We start from the raw sequence: 19,450 nt of genomic DNA, 5'->3' as shown, positions 1-19,450 counted from the left end.
GCAACTAAACAGCCCTATAAACAGCAAAAAACCCTTGCATCGCAAGGGTTTTCGATAAAGTGGGCCCTGAGGGACTCGAACCCCCGACCAGTCGGTTATGAGCCGACCGCTCTAACCAACTGAGCTAAGGGCCCTGAACATACATGTACACATAAACATAAGGACGTCATACATACATCGTTTAAAATTTGGTTGCGGGGGCAGGATTTGAACCTGCGGCCTTCGGGTTATGAGCCCGACGAGCTACCGAACTGCTCCACCCCGCGTCAATGCTGTATCAAACAGCGACAAGAATAAATATACACCATAACCCTACATCAAGTCAAGTACTGTTTTAATGGAATTTCCTCAAGGCATAAACCGCACGCCATAACGGCCCTTTTTGGAACGGTAAACCTCCACCATCCGCGGATCATGATACCCGAACAGCCAGCCATCCTGCTCCAAACGTTTCGCAAAGCACCCTGCCTGAAATTTGCTTGTATACAGCTTTCCGTAATATACCCAATTCATCCTATGCGACTCCTTACCCGAATGATAATGTAATGCTGTCATATTATGTCCATTCTTCCACAAAAAAAACACAGATCAACAAACTTCTTCGCGATCTCCCGATAAAAAAACAATCAGCCATACCCTTACCACATCGTGATACGGATACGATTGATTGTCACCTTAGGTAAACCGCGCCTATTGGCCGTCAGCCTCCGCAAATCGGGCGGCAATGCTCATAAGCTCCTGCTCCATCGAATTCATCATCTGGATGAAATTCATCAGCTGCGCCTTTGTCTCCTCGGCCTCCGTACGAAACCGCTGCTGGGAAACGCCCTCCCATTCGGCATTCAACGTTTCAATGACCTGGGACAATCGGGCGACCAATTCTCCGCCGTAGTCACTCCCGCTTCGAATGTCTGCCGCAGCGCGGCGCAGCTCCTCGGGGGATACCTCTATGCGTCCTGACATGGATCTACCTCACTCCTCCCTTTATAGATATCTTCTCGTTTGTTATGTAGGCTTCGTCTCAGCCAGTACGATCTGAAACTGTTCTTCCTCTTCGTCCTGGTAACCGGTAAATATAATCTCCTGGATATCCTCATGATTAAAGACGTAGGCAAACTCCGGGCTGACATAACCTTCCGGATATGGACAAGCTAAATAGTCGAACATCTGCGGCTGATCAAGCGCCAGAATTTGCTTTCGACCATAGATCACGAGCTTCTTCTCGCCTTCTTTCAAAATGACTATCGATCCGTTTGGCAGCAGCTGCTGCGTCATAACTACCCTCTCCTTTTCTTGCTCTTCCGGTGCGGTGCCGCAGGCGTACGGCCCTGATTCATTTTATTCAGAAACGCGGCGTTCCGCTGCTCCTTCGGCAATCCCAATACGGGATAATGAGCTTTTAGCTTATCCATGTTGTTCTGGATGAACAAATACCGATGAATGAAAACAACGGCCATGTACAGACCGAGAATCAACAACACGGAAAAAGCCGCCATGCCCATTACAAATCCGCCGAGATCGCCGGTTACCGCCACCACGACGTAATAAGCCGTATAACCTATAGCCGCAAACAGTAAGGCCGCTTTGCCCGCTTTACCGACGCTGCCATTGCGCTCCATAGACTGGTAGGTGCCTTGCTGCAGCGCTCTAAAATGCAGCACATAAAACACAAGGAGAAGCAGAAGCATCACCGCTGCCGAACTAAGCCCATACAGAATCGATTCAACTCCGGCCATGTCATACATCATTTTGAGGATAGCGATCTGACAAGTGACCGCCAGAGCCAGTCCGTATATTCCCAAATACAGCACAAAACCGACTTCAGACCGGTACGGATTTGCACTCAGGCCAATTCCCCATAGCAGCATAACCACCCACACCGCCGCAGCCACATACATATATACCGACATCATCGGCGCTGCTAGCGTGACCAGCGCAGGGATCAGCATAATGAATAAAAAACAAACGATGCCGCCCCGTATCTGCTCGGCCGGGATCAGCCGGAAATGAAACTGTTCTTCCTCTGAAATCTTTGCGCTCATCCATGACACTCCCTTTATTTGAACCATCCGGCAATCGTTGAACCTATCTTCTCCGCCCCCATTTTCAATCCTTCGGTTACGGTATCTTTCTTCCCGTCCCCGTCAAAATCCGTAAACTTGATGCCGTCCATAACATAGGAAGCACCCACCGATACGCCAAAACCGATGGCCGCACCCGCAAGGGTGCCAATCGGACCGCCCACTGCTGTCCCAATCAGCGCGCCTGCCTTAGCGCCAGCCGCAGCGGATGCTACGACGGTACCCACACCGACACCCACATCAACTACAGCATCTCCGGCTATCTTTGCCCCGCTCTTGTTCTCGTTGATATTCGTCACCAGATTTCCCACCGTTTGCATGGCGATGCCTGCATAACCAAGCTTACCGCCCTTCCAGCTTAGCGAGTCTTTAACAGCCGCGCCGGGTAGGACGTATTTCGGGATTCGGGGGTGATTCCGCCAGTTGTATTCGGCATAGGATTTTTTGCGGATATTAGCCAGCATCCCGTTCGTCACATTGGCTCTCATATTGCCGCGCTTGTCTTTCTCAAGCCACACGCCAAAGCCGTTCCGGTACATATCCCAGTATTTGTACATCGTACCCGATGCCGTTGCCGTTCCGAACAATACCCCTGCGGCCGCTAGCGGATTACTCTTCCATTGATCCGCCGTTCCGCCGAAAGGCGCAAGCGCATTGAATTCAACCCCCGCTGCCGTCACGGGCGGGTGCGTGTTCTTGTTCCCGTTCTGTGCCAGACTCGCCTGAAGCAGCAGATGCGGACTAACCTGGGCAACCGATTGCTTGCCGAAGTTGAGATTGCTGCCGAGCGATTGATCCGTCTGCGAAAAATCACCCGCCTTTTTCACCAGTTGCCCTCGATTTTGCTCCAGACGGCTAACCACCGACTGGCAAGCGGCCCTGCATTGGGCCAGGCGCTGTTCGACCTGGGCACGATGACGCGTCTCCCAGGACATGCTCTGGATACGCTGCTGCATGCGCTCCTGAAGCTGCTGAACTTCTCGTGCAATATCAGATACCGCTGCTCCTTGCTGGTTCAGCATGTCAGGTACCACACGTATTTTAGTCATAACTAATCCTCCATATCGTTGATCGAGAAGGTATAACTTGAAAGTACAGGATCATGATGCAGCCCTTTCTCACTTAATGCGCTCAATGACCGCGCCAAGCTCCCGAATAATTTCCGTTACCGTGGCGCCCCAAATTTGATCCTCTTCGCCTTCATTGCGAATCAGCCAGTTGGAATGCTGTCCTCTCAACAGTTCGATTCCCTGTATTCTGCAGTTCAGATCCGGGCAATAGTACGCTGTGAAGGTTGCATATCTCTCCGGATGGCTGACGCTATCGGCCAAGGCGGAAACGACCGATTCCGGGTAGCCTTGTGCAAGCAAATACTTCCGAGGCTCCTGCTCCCCTTGCTCGGCATTCATCCATTGCTGGAACCAGCCTTTAGGCATAGCCAATGGAGCTGTATCCCGGTTCTTCCTATCCTCCAGCTGCAGGTGACTGATGATTTTAAGCCAAGCCTCCGAAGGGGTTCCCAGCGCTTCCAGCACATAGACTCTCGCTCCGTCAGGCCCGCTTTCAATATCGGCCTTTACAACCAGACTTGAACTGTAATAATTGAAACACTCCTTCTGCGCTTCGTCGGAACCGGACACCCTCATATGTATCGTTAACAGGGTCCGGCTGCATACTTCTATGTATTCCAGCAGTTCCTGCACAAGAACCGGCTCGTTACCCGCCGTATCGATCAATCCTTTCTCCTGCAGCTCCTGCTCAATCTTGGCCACCTCTACAGGCATCTCCTCGGCCAGCGTTCCGCGAAAAGGGTCCTCTAACCCAATGACAGCCCGCGCACCGACGATGCCGGTTAGTACAAAGAATTGTTTGCCGGTCAGTTTGATCCTGGATGAAACTTCCAAAGATCTCTCCTCCTTACGGTCAGTCCCGCCTATTTTGTGTTTAAATCTGAGGTTATCATTACTATTATAGGTGAGACGTCTCCTTCCCCTCTACCAAGTCGTGGCCCTAAATTTATAGGAACATATACCCAAATCAGCCGATCTTCAAACGATTCATCAATAAAATTATAAAAAAAACATTCCCGGATCGAAATCACCTCTGGAATGTTCTTATACTCATATTAGATTAGTCGGATCTTCCTGCTGGATAATTCCGTGATATAGAATCGTCATCAGCTGTTCACTGACCGCGTTCAAGCTTCCCAAACCATGGTACCATTCGGTCCGTGCCGTAAATTCCTTGATGAAAGTCAGGAATGCGACCAGTACCTGGGGAGAGATATCTTTCCGTATCTGTCCAAGCTGCTGGCCTTTAAAGATCAGCATTTCGAATTCCGGAACAACGAATTTCTGGTTGAATTGAAGCAGCTTGTCCATCTGCTCCGGGAATTTGGCCAGATCCGCCACAAATTTCTGGGATACCAACGCCGAAAATTTGTCCTGATCCCTGTAAAAGACCTTTAACGCCTCAAGCGGATCTTTTGCCTGATCCATAATATCACGGTACAGCGCCATGAGCTCCTCGACCATCCGGTCCACCACATGCTCCAATAAGCCCTCTTTGCTCTGATAGTAGTTATAAATCGTCATTTTGGAAACGGGGACCGCTTCGGCAATCTGCTCCATGCTCGTCTGCAAAATCCCTTGCTCCATGAACAACCGCTTCCCGGCTTCAAGCACTGCTTCTTTCTTTGCATTCATCTGTTAGACTAAATCCCTTCTATATAAGCATAAGGACACCGATAGCTGGCTGCAGCCGCGTACAGTCCTAATGTAACGATCCAGCCATCCGCTGTCAACCCGGCATCATCCGGGGATTATCTTTGGCTTTGGAATATAAAAAAGCTGCCGCTCTGCGATAACTCACAAAGGCGACAGCCGGATTATCCTAGCTTGTATACGTTGTTTACACACCAAAGGAAGCAGGATTCGATCTCCAGGATTGAAGAAGCTCCACATCCTGTTCCTGAATCCGATTCTCGGATAGCGCAACTTCAATCAGCGCTCCGTAGTTGGACAAGCTCTGCAGCGGAATCCCAGCTTCGGCGAAGGCTTGCACTGCTTTATCCAGCTGGTAGCTGAAAATAGCCAATACCGCCAGCGGCTCCGCTCCTGCATCCTTGACCGCTTGCGCCGCTTTTAGCGAGCTGCCGCCCGTGGAGATCAGATCCTCGATCACAACCACCTTTTGACCGGGCTTGATCAAGCCTTCGATCAGGTTTTCCTTGCCATGGCCCTTTGCTTTGTCCCGAATATAAGACATTGGCAGATTCATCTTCTGGGATACAAAGGCCGCATGCGGAATCCCGGCTGTGGCCGTACCGGCAATGGCCTCGGCCTCCGGATATTGCTCCCGGATGACGGCTGCGAACGATTCAGCAATGTAGTCGCGAATCTCGGGAAAAGACATCGTCAAGCGATTATCACAGTAGATCGGGGACTTAATTCCCGACGTCCATGTAAACGGCTGATGGGGCCTAAGGGAAACGGCCTCAATCTTCAGCAAATAAGATGCGATCTGATGTGGAATATTCGCGAGTGTACTCATGCTTGAATCATCTCCTCAATAATCTGTTCTGCTGCTTGTCTCGGGTTCGGGGATTCCGTAATCGGGCGGCCGACAACCAGATAATGACTGCCCTTGCGGATGGCTTCCCCTGGTGTAAGAACCCGTGCCTGGTCTCCGATATCCGCACCGGCCGGACGAATACCTGGTATAACGGTCTTAAACGCTTGTCCGCATGCGGATGTTATGGCCTCCACTTCAAGCGATGAAGCGACGACGCCATGCAGCCCGGCTTGCTGAGCCAGCTTCGCATATCGTACGACCGCATCTTCTACCGAGCCCGGGATACCGATTTCGTTATTCATGACATCCTGACTCGTACTAGTCAACTGGGTTACCGCAATGATGGTAGGCATGGCAAGACCCGGGGTGTCCGCCACTGCGGCCTCCGCCCCGGCTTTTGCCGCCTGCATCATGAGAGCCCCGCCGCCGGCATGGACATTAAACATGTCCACACCCAGCCGCGTTACGCTGTTCGCCCCGCCTTTTACCGTGTTCGGAATATCATGCATCTTCACATCCAAAAATACGGAATAACCTTTTGCTTTCAATTCCTTGACAAAATCCGGACCGGCTGCGTAGAACAGCTGCATGCCGACCTTCATATAACACGGGATGCCCTCCAGCTGCTGCACCAATGCTTTTGCGCGCTGGGCATCCGGGTAATCCAGGGCCACCATCAGGCGGCCCGCCATTTCATTGTAGCTGGCGCTCATCTATACCCCTCCTTCTCGATTAAACAACCGGCATTGCTTCAGAGGAGAAGTTGATGGTCTCCAGCATCGTCAGAAGCTCACGAACCGTATCGAGCGAGGTCATACATACCACACCGTTTTCAACCGCTTCACGGCGAATTCGGAATCCGTCACGCTGCGGCGTTTTACCTTTGGTCAATGTGTTAAAGACGAAGTTGGCTTCACCTGTGCGGATCATATCCAGAATGTTCGGCGTTCCCTCGGACAGCTTATGAATGGTGGTCACATCAAGGCCCGCTTCCTTCAATGCTGCTGCCGTGCCGCCTGTTGCGATGATTTTATAGCCAAGCTTATGGAAGCCTTTCAGCAGTGCTGCAGCTTCGGCTTTATCCTTATCTGCGATGGTAGCGATGATCGCTCCTGTTGAAGGAATTTTCATGCCTGCACCGATCAGACCTTTGTACAGCGCTTTGGCATACTTCACGTCTCGGCCCATAACCTCACCGGTAGACTTCATTTCCGGTCCAAGGGTAGGCTCAACGCGGCGAAGTTTAGCAAAGGAGAACACCGGTACTTTAACCGATACATGTTCGCTTTCCGGCCACATGCCTTCCTCGTATCCAAGCTCCTTCAGCTTGCCGCCCATGATCGCCTGTGTTGCCAGGTTGGCCATCGGGATGCCTGTGACCTTGCTCAGGAACGGAACCGTCCGGGAAGAACGCGGATTTACTTCGATTACGTACACTTCATTTTTATAGATAACGAACTGGATGTTAACAAGTCCGCGTGTATTCAGCTCTTTGGCAATCTTGATCGTAATTTCCGCAATCTTGTCCTTCAGATCCTGGGACAAGTACTGAGGAGGATATACCGCAATCGAGTCACCGGAGTGAACGCCTGCGCGTTCTACATGCTCCATGATGCCTGGAATCAGCACCGTCTCGCCATCACAGATCGCGTCTACTTCCACTTCTTTACCCATCATGTAACGGTCGATCAGAACCGGATGATCCGGGTTGATCTTAACCGCCTCTTTCATGTAACTCAGCAGCTCGCTGTCGGAGTATACAATCTCCATGGCGCGTCCACCGAGTACATAAGATGGTCTTACCAGAACAGGATATCCCAGCGATTGCGCGGTTTCTACAGCATCATCAACCGAAGTTACCGTTTTTCCTTTCGGTTGAGCAATCTCCAGTCTGGACAGAAGCGCTTCGAATTTTTTACGGTCCTCGGCTTCGTCAATGCTTTCCAAGCTGGTACCCAGAATCTTCACGCCCGCCTTGCTCAGCGGCTCAGCGAGGTTAATAGCTGTCTGCCCGCCAAACTGTACGATGACACCGATCGGTTTCTCCTGCTCAATGACGTTCATGACATCTTCGAGGAAGAGCGGTTCGAAGTAGAGTCGGTCCGACGTATTAAAGTCAGTGGAGACGGTCTCCGGGTTGTTGTTAATGATAACTGCTTCGTATCCCGCCTTCTGGATCGCCCATACAGCGTGCACCGTGGAGTAGTCGAACTCGATGCCCTGACCGATCCGGATCGGTCCGGAGCCCAGTACGATGACCTTCTCCTTGGCGGATTCGATCACTTCATTCTCGGTTTCGTACGTCGAGTAGTAGTACGGTGTCGTTGCTTCAAACTCCGCCGCGCAAGTATCGACCATTTTGTAAACCGGGCGCAATCCATGCTCGCGACGCAGGAATCCGATCGACTCCTCGGTTGTGTGCGTGCTGGCATTGCCTTCCGCGCGCAGCTCAGCTATAGCGCGATCCGTAAAACCGAGTCGCTTCGCTTCGTACAGCGTTTCGTATGTCAGTGCCGCTTCGCTGCGAATGTGCTCTTCATACTTAATCAGGCGTTCGATTTTGTCCAGGAACCACCAGTCGATCTTCGTCAGGTCCTGAATCTGCTGAAGTCCATACCCCCGGCGGAATGCTTCCGCGATCAAGAACATCCGCTCATCGTCGGCTTTAATCAGACGCTGCTGGAGCATTTCATCACTCAGCTCGTTCGCGCCTTTCAAGTAGAGTCGGTGCACGCCGATCTCCAGAGAGCGAACCGCTTTATGGATCGACTCTTCGAAAGTACGGCCAATCGCCATCACCTCGCCGGTGGCCTTCATCTGAGTTCCCAGCTTCCGGTTAGCATGGATGAACTTGTCGAATGGCCAGCGTGGAATTTTGCTAACAATATAGTCCAGCGTAGGCTCAAAGCAAGCATAGGTCTGTCCCGTTACCGGGTTGACGATCTCGTCCAAGGTGTAACCCATCGCGATTTTTGCTGCCATCTTCGCGATCGGGTAACCCGTTGCCTTGGAAGCAAGGGCAGAAGAGCGGCTGACGCGAGGGTTTACCTCGATGACATAATATTGATAGCTGTTTGGATCCAGCGCGAATTGCACGTTACATCCGCCCTCGATGTTCAGGGCACGGATGATTTTCAGCGATGCCGATCTGAGCATTTGATACTCGCGATCGGACAGCGTTTGGCTTGGCGCCACGACGATGCTGTCGCCGGTATGAACGCCGACCGGATCAAAGTTCTCCATGTTACATACCACGATGCAGTTATCGTTTGCGTCGCGCATAACCTCATACTCGACTTCTTTCATTCCCGCGATGCTCTTCTCGATCAAACATTGTGTGATCGGGCTGTAGCGAAGTCCGGAGCTCACCGTTTCGCGCAGTTCCTCTTCGGTTGCGCAAATACCGCCGCCGGTGCCTCCGAGCGTGTATGCCGGACGCACGATCACCGGATAACCGATCTCATTCGCGAAATCAAGCGCTTCTTCCAGAGTCGTTACGATGGTGCTTTCCGGTACGGGCTGATCGAGTTCGCGCATCAGATCACGGAACAGATCGCGGTCTTCGGCTTTCTCGATGGACTCCAGCTGCGTTCCGAGCAGCTTCACATTCTCCTGCTCCAGAATACCGGCGCGTGCAAGCTCAACTGCCATGTTCAGGCCCGTTTGCCCTCCAAGCGTCGGGAGCAAACCGTCCGGACGCTCTTGACGGATGATCTGTGTAACAAAGTCGAGCGTAATCGGCTCGATATATACTTTATCCGCCATGTTTGTGTCGGTCATGATGGTCGCCGGGTTGCTGTTGATCAGCACAACCTCGATACCTTCTTCTTTTAATGCTTGGCAAGCCTGTGTTCCAGCGTAGTCGAATTCCGCTGCTTGCCCGATGACAATCGGACCGGAGCCGATGACGAGAATTTTTTTCAATGTATCATTTTTAGGCATATTAATGAGCTCCTTTCACGGCTGCGGCCAGAACCGCCTGGCGCGGTTTCCGGATTTCATTCTGTTTATGGTCTCTTATCATCTCAAGGAATTGATCGAACAGATAGCTGCTGTCGAGCGGACCAGGTGCAGCTTCAGGATGATATTGCACGGAGAAGGCCGGGAATTTCGTGTGTTTCAAGCCTTCGATCGTTTTATCGTTATTGTTAATATGCGTAACTTCCAGATCCGTCCCTTTGATGGATTCTTCGTTTACGGTATATCCATGATTTTGGGAAGTGATGTAGCAGCGTCCGCTGGCAAGCTCTTTTACCGGATGGTTCCCGCCGCGGTGGCCGAATTTCAGCTTCTCGGTATCGGCGCCCGCAGCCAGCGCAAACAATTGGTGGCCAAGGCAGATGCCGAAAATCGGATATTCGCCAAGCAGTTCTTTAACCATGTCGACCGCGTATGGAACGTCTTTCGGGTCCCCAGGGCCGTTGGACAACTGAATGCCGTCCGGGTGAAGTCTGCGGATTTCATCAGCCGTTGTGTCATGCGGAACGACCATCACATCGCAGCCGCGGGAAGTCAGTTCGCGCAGAATTCCGCTTTTTGCACCGAAGTCAACCAGAACGATCCGCTCCTTGGAGCCCGGACTTGTAAACATTTGCGGCGTAGAGGTTTTTGCCACCTGGTTGCGGAGTTCAGCGATCGTCGTATCGCCGAGCATTTCCTTGAGCTCTTCCACCGGTTTGTTTGAAGTGGTCAGAATCCCTTTCATCGTACCGTAGTGACGAATAATCCGGGTCAGCATCCGCGTATCAATCTCGCTGATCCCTGGAATACCGTATTCCTTTAATAAGCTGTCAACACTGTACTCTGCACGCCAGTTGCTAGGAACAGGCTCATGACGACGAACAACGAATCCGTGGACAAATGGTCGAATGGATTCAAAGTCATCCCGCGTGATGCCGTAGTTCCCGATCAAAGGGTACGTCATGGTCACGATCTGTCCACAGTAAGACGGGTCGCTCAGCACCTCTTGATATCCTGTAATCCCTGTATTGAAAACAACCTCTCCGGTCATTTCAGCATCCGCGCCGAAGGATTTTCCGCTGAACAGCGTCCCGTCCTCCAGTAACAATCTTGCCTGCATCCCGATCACTCCTGTCATCTATGTGTAATTTATTTTATTAGTCAATTGCCTAAGTGTTACTTAGAACCCGCTCTTTTCAGACCATTTCACTTCGCCATCCACCCAAGTCATCACGGGCCAGCCTTTCAGCTTCCAGCCAGTAAACGGCGTGTTGCGGCCTTTCGTTGCGAACTCTTCCGGGTTCACTTCTTTCTCGGCTTCGAGATCAATCATCGTCAGGTCCGCGGCTTTACCGGCTTCCAGCACGCCGGATTCAAGACCGAATACTCTTGCCGGATCGCTTGTCATCCGCTTCACCAGCAAGCTAAGATCCCATTTTCCTGTGACAACGAACTTGGTATACAGCAGCGGAAATGCTGTTTCGAATCCCACGATTCCGAATGGTGCAAGCTCCATGCCTTTCGCCTTCTCTTCCGCGCTGTGCGGCGCATGATCCGTTACGATCATATCGAGCGTTCCATCCAGCAGACCTTCTATACAAGCCTCCACATCACGCGGGGTGCGCAGCGGCGGGTTCATCTTCCAGTTGGCATCCAGGCCGGGAATATCCTCGTCAGAGAGAACCAGATGGTGCGGACATACCTCGGCCGTTACCGAGATGCCAATCGCTTTTGCCTGGCGGATCAAGCGTACGGACTGCTCTGTGCTCACATGGCATACATGGTAGTGTACGCCGGTGGCTTCTGTCAGCAGTATGTCCCGTCCGACATGGATTGCTTCCGACTCGTTGGGGATTCCTTTCAGGCCGTGCTTCTGAGCGAACTTGCCTTCAGTCACGCAAGCCCCTTTGACCAGCGAGTCATCCTCACAATGTGCAATGACCGGCATGCCCAGCGCTTTTGCTTGGTTCATGGCATCTTTCATCATCTGTGCGTTCTGCACACCGACGCCGTCATCCGTAAACCCGATCGCTCCTGCTGCCTTCAAGGCCTCAAAATCCGTCAGTTCGCGGCCCAGCTCGTTTTTCGTAATGGCTGCGTAAGGCAGCACCTTGGCCAGCCCCGCTTCGCTAGCCTTATCCAGCACAAGCTTCACGGTTTCCGGCGAATCGGTCACCGGTCTTGTGTTCGGCATGCAGGCGATGGTTGTGAATCCGCCTTTCACTGCCGAGCGGCTGCCGCTCTCGATCGTTTCCTTGTGCTCATAACCCGGCTCTCTCAAGTGCACATGCATATCGATGAATCCCGGTGTGACCAGTTTGCCCTCGGCATCGATGATCTGAACGTTCTCGCCAAGTTCCGGCAAAGCTGCGAGATCACTCGTAACCGACTGAATCAATCCGTCTGCAATGACGATATGTTTATCTTCGAGCTGTCCTTGTTCATTGATCACTTTGGCATTCTTTATCACTTGCATTTGCATCTTGGTCCCCTCCGCAGTAGAAGCACCGTTCGCTTCTTTGTATATTGTATAATAAAAATTCATATTTGTGTATAAATATTAATATTCATTCATCCTGTACACCGTATTTCGCATTTCGAATCAGCCCATCGCCCGTTCCATAACCGCCATGCGAATCGGCACACCGTTTGCCATCTGCTTGAATATCATCGATTTGGGACTTTCCACGACCGCATCGTCGATTTCAACGTTCCGGTTCACCGGTGCCGGGTGCATAATCATCGTATGCCCGGGCAGCTTGGCCGCCCGTTCTTCCGTCAAACCATACTGCTGCCGGTATTCCGCGCTGGATTTGAATACACCTTCGTTATGGCGTTCCAGTTGAACCCTCAGCATCATCACTACATCTGCCTTCAGTGCCTTCTCCATCGAGACATAGGGTGCATACTGGGCTAGCTCTGGTGCCTGCATCGATTCCGGTGCGCAGAATTGCACATGAGCTCCGAACTTCTGCAATGCCCACAGGTCTGATCGTGCAACCCGACTATGCTTGATGTCCCCGATAATGGATACCGTCAATCCTTTAAGCTCTCCGAAGCATTTCTTCATCGTGTACAGATCCAGCAGCGCCTGGGTAGGATGTTCGTTGTTGCCGTCCCCCGCATTGACCAGCGGGATCGAGATCCGCTTGGCCAGCTCCTGCAGTACTCCGGAGGGTTTCAGCCGGATGACGCCCGCATCGATCCCCATGGATTCCAGTGTCCTCACGGTATCGTAGATGGACTCGCCCTTCTCAACGCTGGAGGCTGCCGCTGCAAAGTTCATCACCTCGGCGCCGAGTCTTTTCTCAGCCATTTCAAACGAAAATCTCGTTCTGGTGCTGTTCTCGAAGAACATATTAACCGCAAATTTCGATTTAAGTACCGGCACCACTTTCTCGGACTGTGCTTCCCAATATGACGCCCGACTCAGGATCGATCCAATCTCGTCTCTGCTAATATCCTTCAAACCTAAGAGGCTACGTTCTTTCAATGAAATGGCTGTTGTCATGATTATCGTTCCTCTCTTTGGCTAATGGTCACTTCATCCTTGCCGTCGATTTCGGTTAATGCAACCGTAATTTCCTCATGTTTGGAGGTAGGAACGTTCTTGCCGATATAATCCGGCCGGATCGGCAGTTCGCGATGCCCGCGGTCTGCCAGAACCGCCAGCTGTATCATTCTAGGCCGTCCGCAGTCCATCAGGGCGTCCATCGCAGCCCGAATCGTCCGTCCGGTGTACAGCACGTCATCGAACAAAATAACCTTCTTGTCATGAATGTTCAGATGTTCCAGGCTGAGCTTCGCTCCTGCTCCCCGTTCTGCAGCCGCTTCTTTGCTGTCTCGGTCATCGCGGTAGGAAGTCACATCGATCTCTCCCCATGGAATCGGCGTGCCTTCAATCTCATTCATTCGCTCAGCGATTCTCTGAGCCAGGAACACGCCGCGTGTGCGAATGCCGACCAGGACGCAGTCCTCAATCCCCTTATTCTTTTCCAATATTTCATGGGCAATTCTCGTTAGGGCGCGGCGGATGGCCGTCTCGTCCATAATCACATGCTGTTCGTTGCTCATCCTTAAGTCCTCCTTCTAAACGTTTGATTAGCCCTTTGTAGTTCAGACGATCCGTGAGTTCATTACACACAAAAAAACTCCTTGCCCGGCTGGACAAGGAGTTGATCTCATAGAGATAGTGTGGAAAGCGCAGTTTCTATCCGCAGACAGAGCTATGCCTTCTGTTAATGAACCTCGGTTCACGTTACCTTGCCAGCCTCACGGGACTGATTTAAAGGTGCTATTCGATTGAATTCATTATGACAGACCCTACAGGAGATGTCAACAGTATTCAAGTCGTATGATGTCGCGTACCAAGCGGAGTTATAACATATCACTAAAATTCAAATTCAACATCGCTAAGTCTTCTGCGAATTTCGGAAATGACGCGTTTCTCTTCTTCCTCACCGTCAGCAATAAAGGTAACGGAGAAGCGCACGAAATGTCCCGCATCATCCCAAGGTACGGTGGAGATCAATTTCTCGCGTATCAGATACTGGGAGAAATCCTCGCCGGACTCAAAACGGCGCCCGCCTTTAACGCCTTTTGGAGCTTCAACGTAGAGGAAGAAGGAGCCCTTCGGCTTCTCGGCTGTAAAACCAAGCCCGTTCAACACGTCCACCAGCATATTGTGGCGGCGGGAATACTTCTCAGCGATCTTCTCCGTAATTTGCGGATTGTCCAGACCGTATGCGGCAGCCTTTTGAATGGCGATGAATTGTCCTGAATCGTTGTTGTCCTTCACATCGCCAAACGCTTTAACCACTAGCGGATTACCGGCGATGAAACCAATGCGCCATCCCGTCATGTTGTAAGATTTGGACAGAGAATGAAGCTCCACGCCAACATCCTTCGCGCCGGGGACGGAGAGAAAGCTGAGCGGCTTCAAGCCGTCGTAAGTCAGCGCCGCATAAGGAGCGTCATGGACAACTACAACACCATACTTGCGGGCCCACTCAACGACCTCGGTGAAAAACTCGACCGTTGCGCTGGCACCCGTCGGGTTGTTCGGATAGTTCAGGTAGAGCAGTTTGGCACGACGGGCAATGTCCTCAGGGATCGAGCTGAGATCCGGCAGAAATCCGTTCTCTTTTTTCAGTTCCACATTGTAAACTTCACCGCCCAAATACTTGGTATGCGTACCGAGTACAGGATATCCGGGTACCGTCATGATGGTGATGTCCCCAGGATTAATGAAGCAGGATGGCAGCATCGCCAATGCAGGCTTGGAACCGATGGAATGAAGAACCTCTGTAGCGGCATCAATGCCTTCTACGCCAAATACATTCTTCAAGTAGCGAACGGCTGCTTCCTTGAACTCGGGAATTCCGTTATCCGCATAGCCGCGATTTTCCCGCTTCCCTGCTTCTTCTGCCAGCTTCGCCACGATGCCTGCATCCGCCATCTCATCCGGCTCGCCAACCCCCATATCGATCAGCTCCGTGCCAGGATGCTCCTGCTTCGCCGCTGCCTTGGCTCTTTTGATCTTCTCGAATTTATAAATGGCTGTATCTTTGCCATAATTAGCACCACCGATCCGGTTGGCAAAGTTCTGTTGAATGTACGTTTCCTGATATTTATCCATGCTCATGATTTGTATTCATCTCCTACTCTAGCTTTCATACTCATCCTAAATATGCAGGAAAATCATAACTGGAGCCATGCATTATATATCAAATGATTTGTACTTTTCCGGCTGGTCGGAGCTGGTAAATCATATGGTGTTCATATTCGAATTCGTACTTTAAGTCAGATCCAGCCATTCCGCAAGGAGCTCATCACGACTCGCGGATAACAGCTCTCGGTCGTTCCAGCGCTGCTCGAGCAGCGACAGATCCGTATCCTCGTGTAAATCGCCGCCTTCACTCTCAAGCCAGCCGTCAAGCTGCCGAATGCGGGTCTCAATACGTGCAATTTCCTCCTCCAACCATTTGGCCCTTTCGGCGGAAGAACGATCCGCATTTACGTTCTTGGCAAGCAGAGCAGGGCTATCCTTCGCTTGGGGCTGCGGCTCCGCCTTCTGTTTCGAGATACCCTCTCTCCCTGCTGATAAATCCTTTGCCTGTAGTTCAGCTTCAAGCCGTTCTTTCTTATCCCGGAAATCATCATAATTTCCATGATAGACCGTCAGCTTCCCTTGATTTAAATCCCACACTTTGCGAGACACTTGATTCACGAAATAACGGTCATGGGAAATGGCAAGAATGGTCCCCGTATAACCCTGCAATGCATCCTCCAACGCTTCACGGGAGGCAATATCCAGATGGTTCGTGGGTTCATCCAGAAGCAGCAGGTTCGGCTTCTGATGGATGAGCAGCGCGAGTCTCAATCGTGTCCATTCCCCTCCGGACAGCTGCCCCACCGATCTGAATACGGACGCGCCATAGAACAGATACCTTGCCAATATCCCTCGGGCTTCTCCCTCTTCGACTCCGGCCTTCTCCCGGAAATATTGGAGCACCGTTATCTTCGGATTGTCCGGTTCCTCCTGCTGAGCCAAGTAACCGACATCGACACGCGAACCCCATTCAAGCGAACCGGAATCGGGTGTCAGCTCGCCCAACAGCACTTTAAAAAGCGTTGTTTTCCCGCTGCCGTTCGAGCCCATCAGCGCGATTTTCTCGCCGAATTCGATTAGACCGGATGCCCCCCTCAGCACCGCCTGATTCCCATAGGAAACCTCAACTTGTTCAAAGTATGCCACGCGGCGGCCGGAACGATCCTGAGGATTCAGGTCAAACTCAGCCTGTCTTCGTTCCAGCACGGGGCGCTTGACCCGCTCCATCCGCTCTAATGCCCGTCTCATGGAGGCCGCGCGCTTGAAAAACTTCTCATTGCCGCCAATCCGGCCGAATTCTTCAAGCTGCTTGATGGATTCCTTCATCTTCTTGATAACTTTCTGCTGCTCTTGATATTCGGCGAACTGCTGCAGCAATCGCTCTTCCTTATCTTTCATGAACGCAGTATAGCCGCCATGAGCAGTGAAAACCTCGCCATCTTCAATCTCTATCGTTTTGGACACCACCCGGTCCAGAAAATATCGGTCGTGAGAGATAATGACGCAAGTTCCCGAATATTCGCGCAAGAATTCCTCCAACCATTCCGTGCGTGCTAAATCCAGATGGTTGGTTGGTTCATCGAGCAGGAGCAAATCCGGCTGTACAATCAGCTGCGATGCCAGCACGACACGTGTCTGTTCTCCACCCGACAACGAACCAAAAGCCGATCCGTACTCACTCTTGGGTATTTGCAGCCCGGTAGCGATTTTATCGATGCTTGCTTCCAGCTCATAGCCGCCCTCTGTTTCAAACCGTTCCTGAAGCGCTGAGTATTTCCGCAGCACTCGATCGAGCAGCTCAGAATCTCCGGCGATGTCCGGGTCACTCATTTTTTCCTCAAGCTCCGTCATTTCCGCTCGGTAATCCTTCAAGTGACGCAACCCCTGTGCCAGTACATCCTGCACCGTCCAGGTATCCATATGGCTCGGGATTTGCTCCAAATATCCGATTTTTGCCCCCTTCTTGATGGCCAGCAGCCCTTCGTTGGGCTGATCCAGACCCGCTAGCAGGCGCATCAGCGTCGACTTTCCGCTGCCGTTCCTTCCGATAAGCGCGACCTTCTCGCCTTCCTGTATTTCAAACGAGATCTGGTCCAGTACCAGATGAGCACCGTGGTATTGCGTCAGTTTCTGTACATTGATCATATTCATTCTAGGTTTCCTCCTGTTTGCTGCAAACAATTCAACTCGTTCGCAAAGCGTATAAATTAAGGAGAAGACCGGACTGCAAACGCAAAAAGGGCCCACAGAGCAAGCTCCGCAGACCCTTAAGAATAGTAAGCCTTAAATAGGCTTAATCCGTGTAGGCAGGCAGGTGACTTCTCGCGATGGTACAAACCGTATCATTAAAATTGGACAGACCTCTCCCGTTGTAGAGAAATGCATGAACAATGCCAGCCATAGCTATAGGCAGCTGGCTAATACGGTTGTTAACCATCACGATATTCATCCTGCTCACCTCCTTCATTAAAGTTATCGTCACTATAACATATCCATGGTTTGGATGGCAAGAGAAATAGCCCCACAAAGTGGAGCCTATGCTTCGATGCTTATTCCAAATGCTTTGCGGGGACCCCAAAACCTATAAATGCAAAAAGGGACCGCTAGCGGCCCCTTAAAATCGTCAACAGTTCTTCCATATCATCCGGCATCGGTGCCGAAAACTCCATGTACTCCCCCGTAGAGGGATGGACAAAACCCAAAATGGCGGCGTGAAGCGCCTGACCGTTTAATTTAATCCCCTTGCTCTTGCCGTATACAGGATCACCTACGAGAGGATGGCCGATATACTTCATATGCACGCGGATTTGATGCGTACGTCCCGTCTCCAGCTTCAGCTCGAGAAGACTGTAATCCCCGAACCGTTCCACTACGGTAAAATGAGTCACCGCATGTTTGCTGTTCCGGTCTGTGACGGTATACAGTTTACGATCCTGCGCGTCGCGGCCGATCGGAGCGTCAATAGTGCCTTGATCATGACTGATGTTGCCGTGCACCAAGGCCAAGTAACGGCGGTTCACGCTGTGATCCTTCAGCTGGGCGGCAAGAGAAGCATGAGCTTTATCATTCTTCGCTGCCATAATCAGACCGGTCGTATCCTTGTCAATCCGATGGACGATGCCGGGGCGAAGCTCCCCATTAATGCCCGATAAGTCGTTGCAGTGAAACATCAACGCATTTACAAGCGTCCCTGACGAATGTCCCGGAGCCGGATGGACCACCATCCCTCGAGGTTTATTCACAACAATGACATCCGCATCTTCATACGCGATCTCAAGCGGGATATCTTCCGGAATAATCTCTACTGCCGATGGCTCAGGAATTTTCAGCAGGATGCGGTCACCCTGACTCACCTTGTAATTGGACTTAACCGGACCTTCATTCACGAAAACATGTCCATCCGTAATCCATAACTGCACCTGGGAGCGCGAGACATCCTCACCGAGGCTCTCCGTTATGTATTTATCGATACGGGTTTTGGCAGATTCGGCATCCACCAACCATTCGAAAGCTTCCGATTCGTGCCCCGTTTCACCTGTCCATTCCGGACCTGTATCCATACCGTCTTGCAACATTATTCATTCCCTTCTGTGCCAGAAACTTCACTTGTTGTCTTTATCTTCTCGCGTCTTCCTTCCAGAAGCGTGTCCAATATGATCAATCCCACACCGATGACGATACAAGAATCGGCAATATTAAAAATCGGGAATGTGTAGCTGCCAAAATTAAATTGCAGGAAATCGACAACCTCCCCCGTCAACAAGCGATCGATGAAGTTTCCGAGTGCCCCGCCAAGCACGAGCGCAAGAGCGGTAGGCAGCAGCTTCCGTCCTTCCTTCGATACCTTCCGCAGATACCAGACAATTCCGCCCACAACGATTAGCGTCACAATAATGAAGAACCATAATTGATCCTGCAGTATGCCGAACGCGGCTCCCCGGTTTCGGCTGGACGTAATCAGGAAGAAGTCCCCAATCACAGGGATCTGTTCATACATCTCAAGGTTCGAAGCAATCAAGTACTTGGTTCCCTGATCGATAAGAAATAAAACAAATGCAATCAAATAATACACCACTTGTTTATGTCACTCCGTTCTTGTCTTCTCCAATCAGACGATCACCTCGCTGATCGGTCCGTAACTCGTCTTATTGTAGCACAGTGGCTCAGAAATCGTCCATTCCTGTCCAATCACGAGAACATTTTCCGTCAGTAAAACCATCTCAAT

Annotated in this window: 19 protein-coding genes and 2 tRNA genes; all 21 read right to left on the bottom strand. The window is 51.4% G+C overall.

Annotated elements, in window-relative coordinates; translation table 11 throughout:
* Nucleotides 1–60: 60 nt before the first annotated feature.
* The 21 genes from MKY82_RS09965 to lspA all read right to left on the bottom strand — a co-directional run bounded on the left by MKY82_RS09965 (nucleotide 61) and on the right by lspA (nucleotide 19,300).
* Nucleotides 61–134, bottom strand: a tRNA-Ile gene (locus tag MKY82_RS09965).
* A gap of 55 nt (nucleotides 135–189) precedes the next feature.
* Nucleotides 190–266: transfer RNA gene (locus MKY82_RS09960), tRNA-Met, on the bottom strand.
* An 82-nt stretch (nucleotides 267–348) separates the two neighbouring features.
* Nucleotides 349–513, bottom strand: coding sequence for a hypothetical protein (locus MKY82_RS09955; RefSeq protein ID WP_164817394.1), 165 nt, complete (start codon nucleotides 511–513; stop codon nucleotides 349–351).
* A gap of 177 nt (nucleotides 514–690) precedes the next feature.
* Entirely contained in the window at nucleotides 691–963 is a 273-nt protein-coding gene (locus MKY82_RS09950) for a WXG100 family type VII secretion target (protein ID WP_071223018.1), read from the bottom strand.
* Nucleotides 964–1,005: 42 nt separating this feature from the next.
* Complete coding sequence (locus tag MKY82_RS09945) at nucleotides 1,006–1,275, bottom strand: DUF4176 domain-containing protein (protein WP_194541692.1); 270 nt, start codon at nucleotides 1,273–1,275, stop codon at nucleotides 1,006–1,008.
* Between the two features lie 2 nt (nucleotides 1,276–1,277).
* Nucleotides 1,278–2,042: a hypothetical protein gene (locus MKY82_RS09940; protein ID WP_339296033.1), complete on the bottom strand. Its 765-nt coding sequence runs from the start codon at nucleotides 2,040–2,042 to the stop codon at nucleotides 1,278–1,280.
* Nucleotides 2,043–2,056: 14 nt separating this feature from the next.
* Complete coding sequence (locus tag MKY82_RS09935; protein ID WP_194541690.1) at nucleotides 2,057–3,130, bottom strand: WXG100 family type VII secretion target; 1,074 nt, start codon at nucleotides 3,128–3,130, stop codon at nucleotides 2,057–2,059.
* A gap of 69 nt (nucleotides 3,131–3,199) precedes the next feature.
* Nucleotides 3,200–3,985 carry a hypothetical protein gene (locus MKY82_RS09930; RefSeq protein ID WP_339296032.1) on the bottom strand — a complete coding sequence of 262 codons (786 nt, stop codon included), beginning with the start codon at nucleotides 3,983–3,985 and terminating at the stop codon, nucleotides 3,200–3,202.
* 216 nt (nucleotides 3,986–4,201) lie between these two features.
* Nucleotides 4,202–4,786: a TetR/AcrR family transcriptional regulator gene (locus MKY82_RS09925; protein WP_220686024.1), complete on the bottom strand. Its 585-nt coding sequence runs from the start codon at nucleotides 4,784–4,786 to the stop codon at nucleotides 4,202–4,204.
* A 205-nt stretch (nucleotides 4,787–4,991) separates the two neighbouring features.
* Nucleotides 4,992–5,633: an orotate phosphoribosyltransferase gene (pyrE, locus tag MKY82_RS09920; RefSeq protein ID WP_194541687.1), complete on the bottom strand. Its 642-nt coding sequence runs from the start codon at nucleotides 5,631–5,633 to the stop codon at nucleotides 4,992–4,994.
* Nucleotides 5,630–6,367 (bottom strand): orotidine-5'-phosphate decarboxylase, encoded by a 738-nt coding sequence (pyrF, locus tag MKY82_RS09915; RefSeq protein WP_220686025.1) that lies wholly within the window; start codon nucleotides 6,365–6,367, stop codon nucleotides 5,630–5,632. Before pyrF ends, pyrE begins: the two co-directional genes overlap by 4 nt.
* Nucleotides 6,368–6,386: 19 nt before the next feature.
* Complete coding sequence (gene carB, locus MKY82_RS09910; RefSeq protein ID WP_339296031.1) at nucleotides 6,387–9,596, bottom strand: carbamoyl-phosphate synthase large subunit; 3,210 nt, start codon at nucleotides 9,594–9,596, stop codon at nucleotides 6,387–6,389.
* 1 nt (nucleotide 9,597) lies between these two features.
* A complete protein-coding gene (locus MKY82_RS09905; RefSeq protein WP_339296030.1) occupies nucleotides 9,598–10,734 on the bottom strand; it encodes a carbamoyl phosphate synthase small subunit in 1,137 nt (378 codons plus the stop codon).
* Between the two features lie 60 nt (nucleotides 10,735–10,794).
* Entirely contained in the window at nucleotides 10,795–12,096 is a 1,302-nt protein-coding gene (locus tag MKY82_RS09900; protein ID WP_339296029.1) for a dihydroorotase, read from the bottom strand.
* A 120-nt stretch (nucleotides 12,097–12,216) separates the two neighbouring features.
* Nucleotides 12,217–13,128, bottom strand: a complete 912-nt coding sequence (locus MKY82_RS09895; RefSeq protein ID WP_194545108.1) for an aspartate carbamoyltransferase catalytic subunit — start codon at nucleotides 13,126–13,128, stop codon at nucleotides 12,217–12,219.
* Nucleotides 13,128–13,688 (bottom strand): bifunctional pyr operon transcriptional regulator/uracil phosphoribosyltransferase PyrR, encoded by a 561-nt coding sequence (gene pyrR, locus MKY82_RS09890; RefSeq protein WP_113057195.1) that lies wholly within the window; start codon nucleotides 13,686–13,688, stop codon nucleotides 13,128–13,130. Before pyrR ends, MKY82_RS09895 begins: the two co-directional genes overlap by 1 nt.
* A 316-nt stretch (nucleotides 13,689–14,004) precedes the next feature.
* Complete coding sequence (locus MKY82_RS09885; protein ID WP_194541682.1) at nucleotides 14,005–15,258, bottom strand: LL-diaminopimelate aminotransferase; 1,254 nt, start codon at nucleotides 15,256–15,258, stop codon at nucleotides 14,005–14,007.
* A gap of 153 nt (nucleotides 15,259–15,411) precedes the next feature.
* Nucleotides 15,412–17,376, bottom strand: coding sequence for an ABC-F family ATP-binding cassette domain-containing protein (locus MKY82_RS09880; RefSeq protein WP_339296028.1), 1,965 nt, complete (start codon nucleotides 17,374–17,376; stop codon nucleotides 15,412–15,414).
* A 142-nt stretch (nucleotides 17,377–17,518) separates the two neighbouring features.
* Nucleotides 17,519–17,674, bottom strand: coding sequence for a hypothetical protein (locus MKY82_RS09875; protein ID WP_194541680.1), 156 nt, complete (start codon nucleotides 17,672–17,674; stop codon nucleotides 17,519–17,521).
* 154 nt (nucleotides 17,675–17,828) lie between these two features.
* Nucleotides 17,829–18,785, bottom strand: a complete 957-nt coding sequence (locus tag MKY82_RS09870; protein ID WP_339296656.1) for an RluA family pseudouridine synthase — start codon at nucleotides 18,783–18,785, stop codon at nucleotides 17,829–17,831.
* A gap of 14 nt (nucleotides 18,786–18,799) precedes the next feature.
* Complete coding sequence (gene lspA / locus MKY82_RS09865; RefSeq protein WP_194541678.1) at nucleotides 18,800–19,300, bottom strand: signal peptidase II; 501 nt, start codon at nucleotides 19,298–19,300, stop codon at nucleotides 18,800–18,802.
* Between the last annotated feature and the right edge of the window lie 150 nt (nucleotides 19,301–19,450).

Origin of the sequence: Paenibacillus sp. FSL W7-1279 (genome assembly GCF_037969845.1) — a bacterium.
In the GTDB taxonomy this organism is placed as follows: domain Bacteria; phylum Bacillota; class Bacilli; order Paenibacillales; family Paenibacillaceae; genus Paenibacillus_AQ.
Note: the sequence above shows the minus strand (reverse complement) of the source record. Positions and strands in the feature narration are given on the sequence as shown.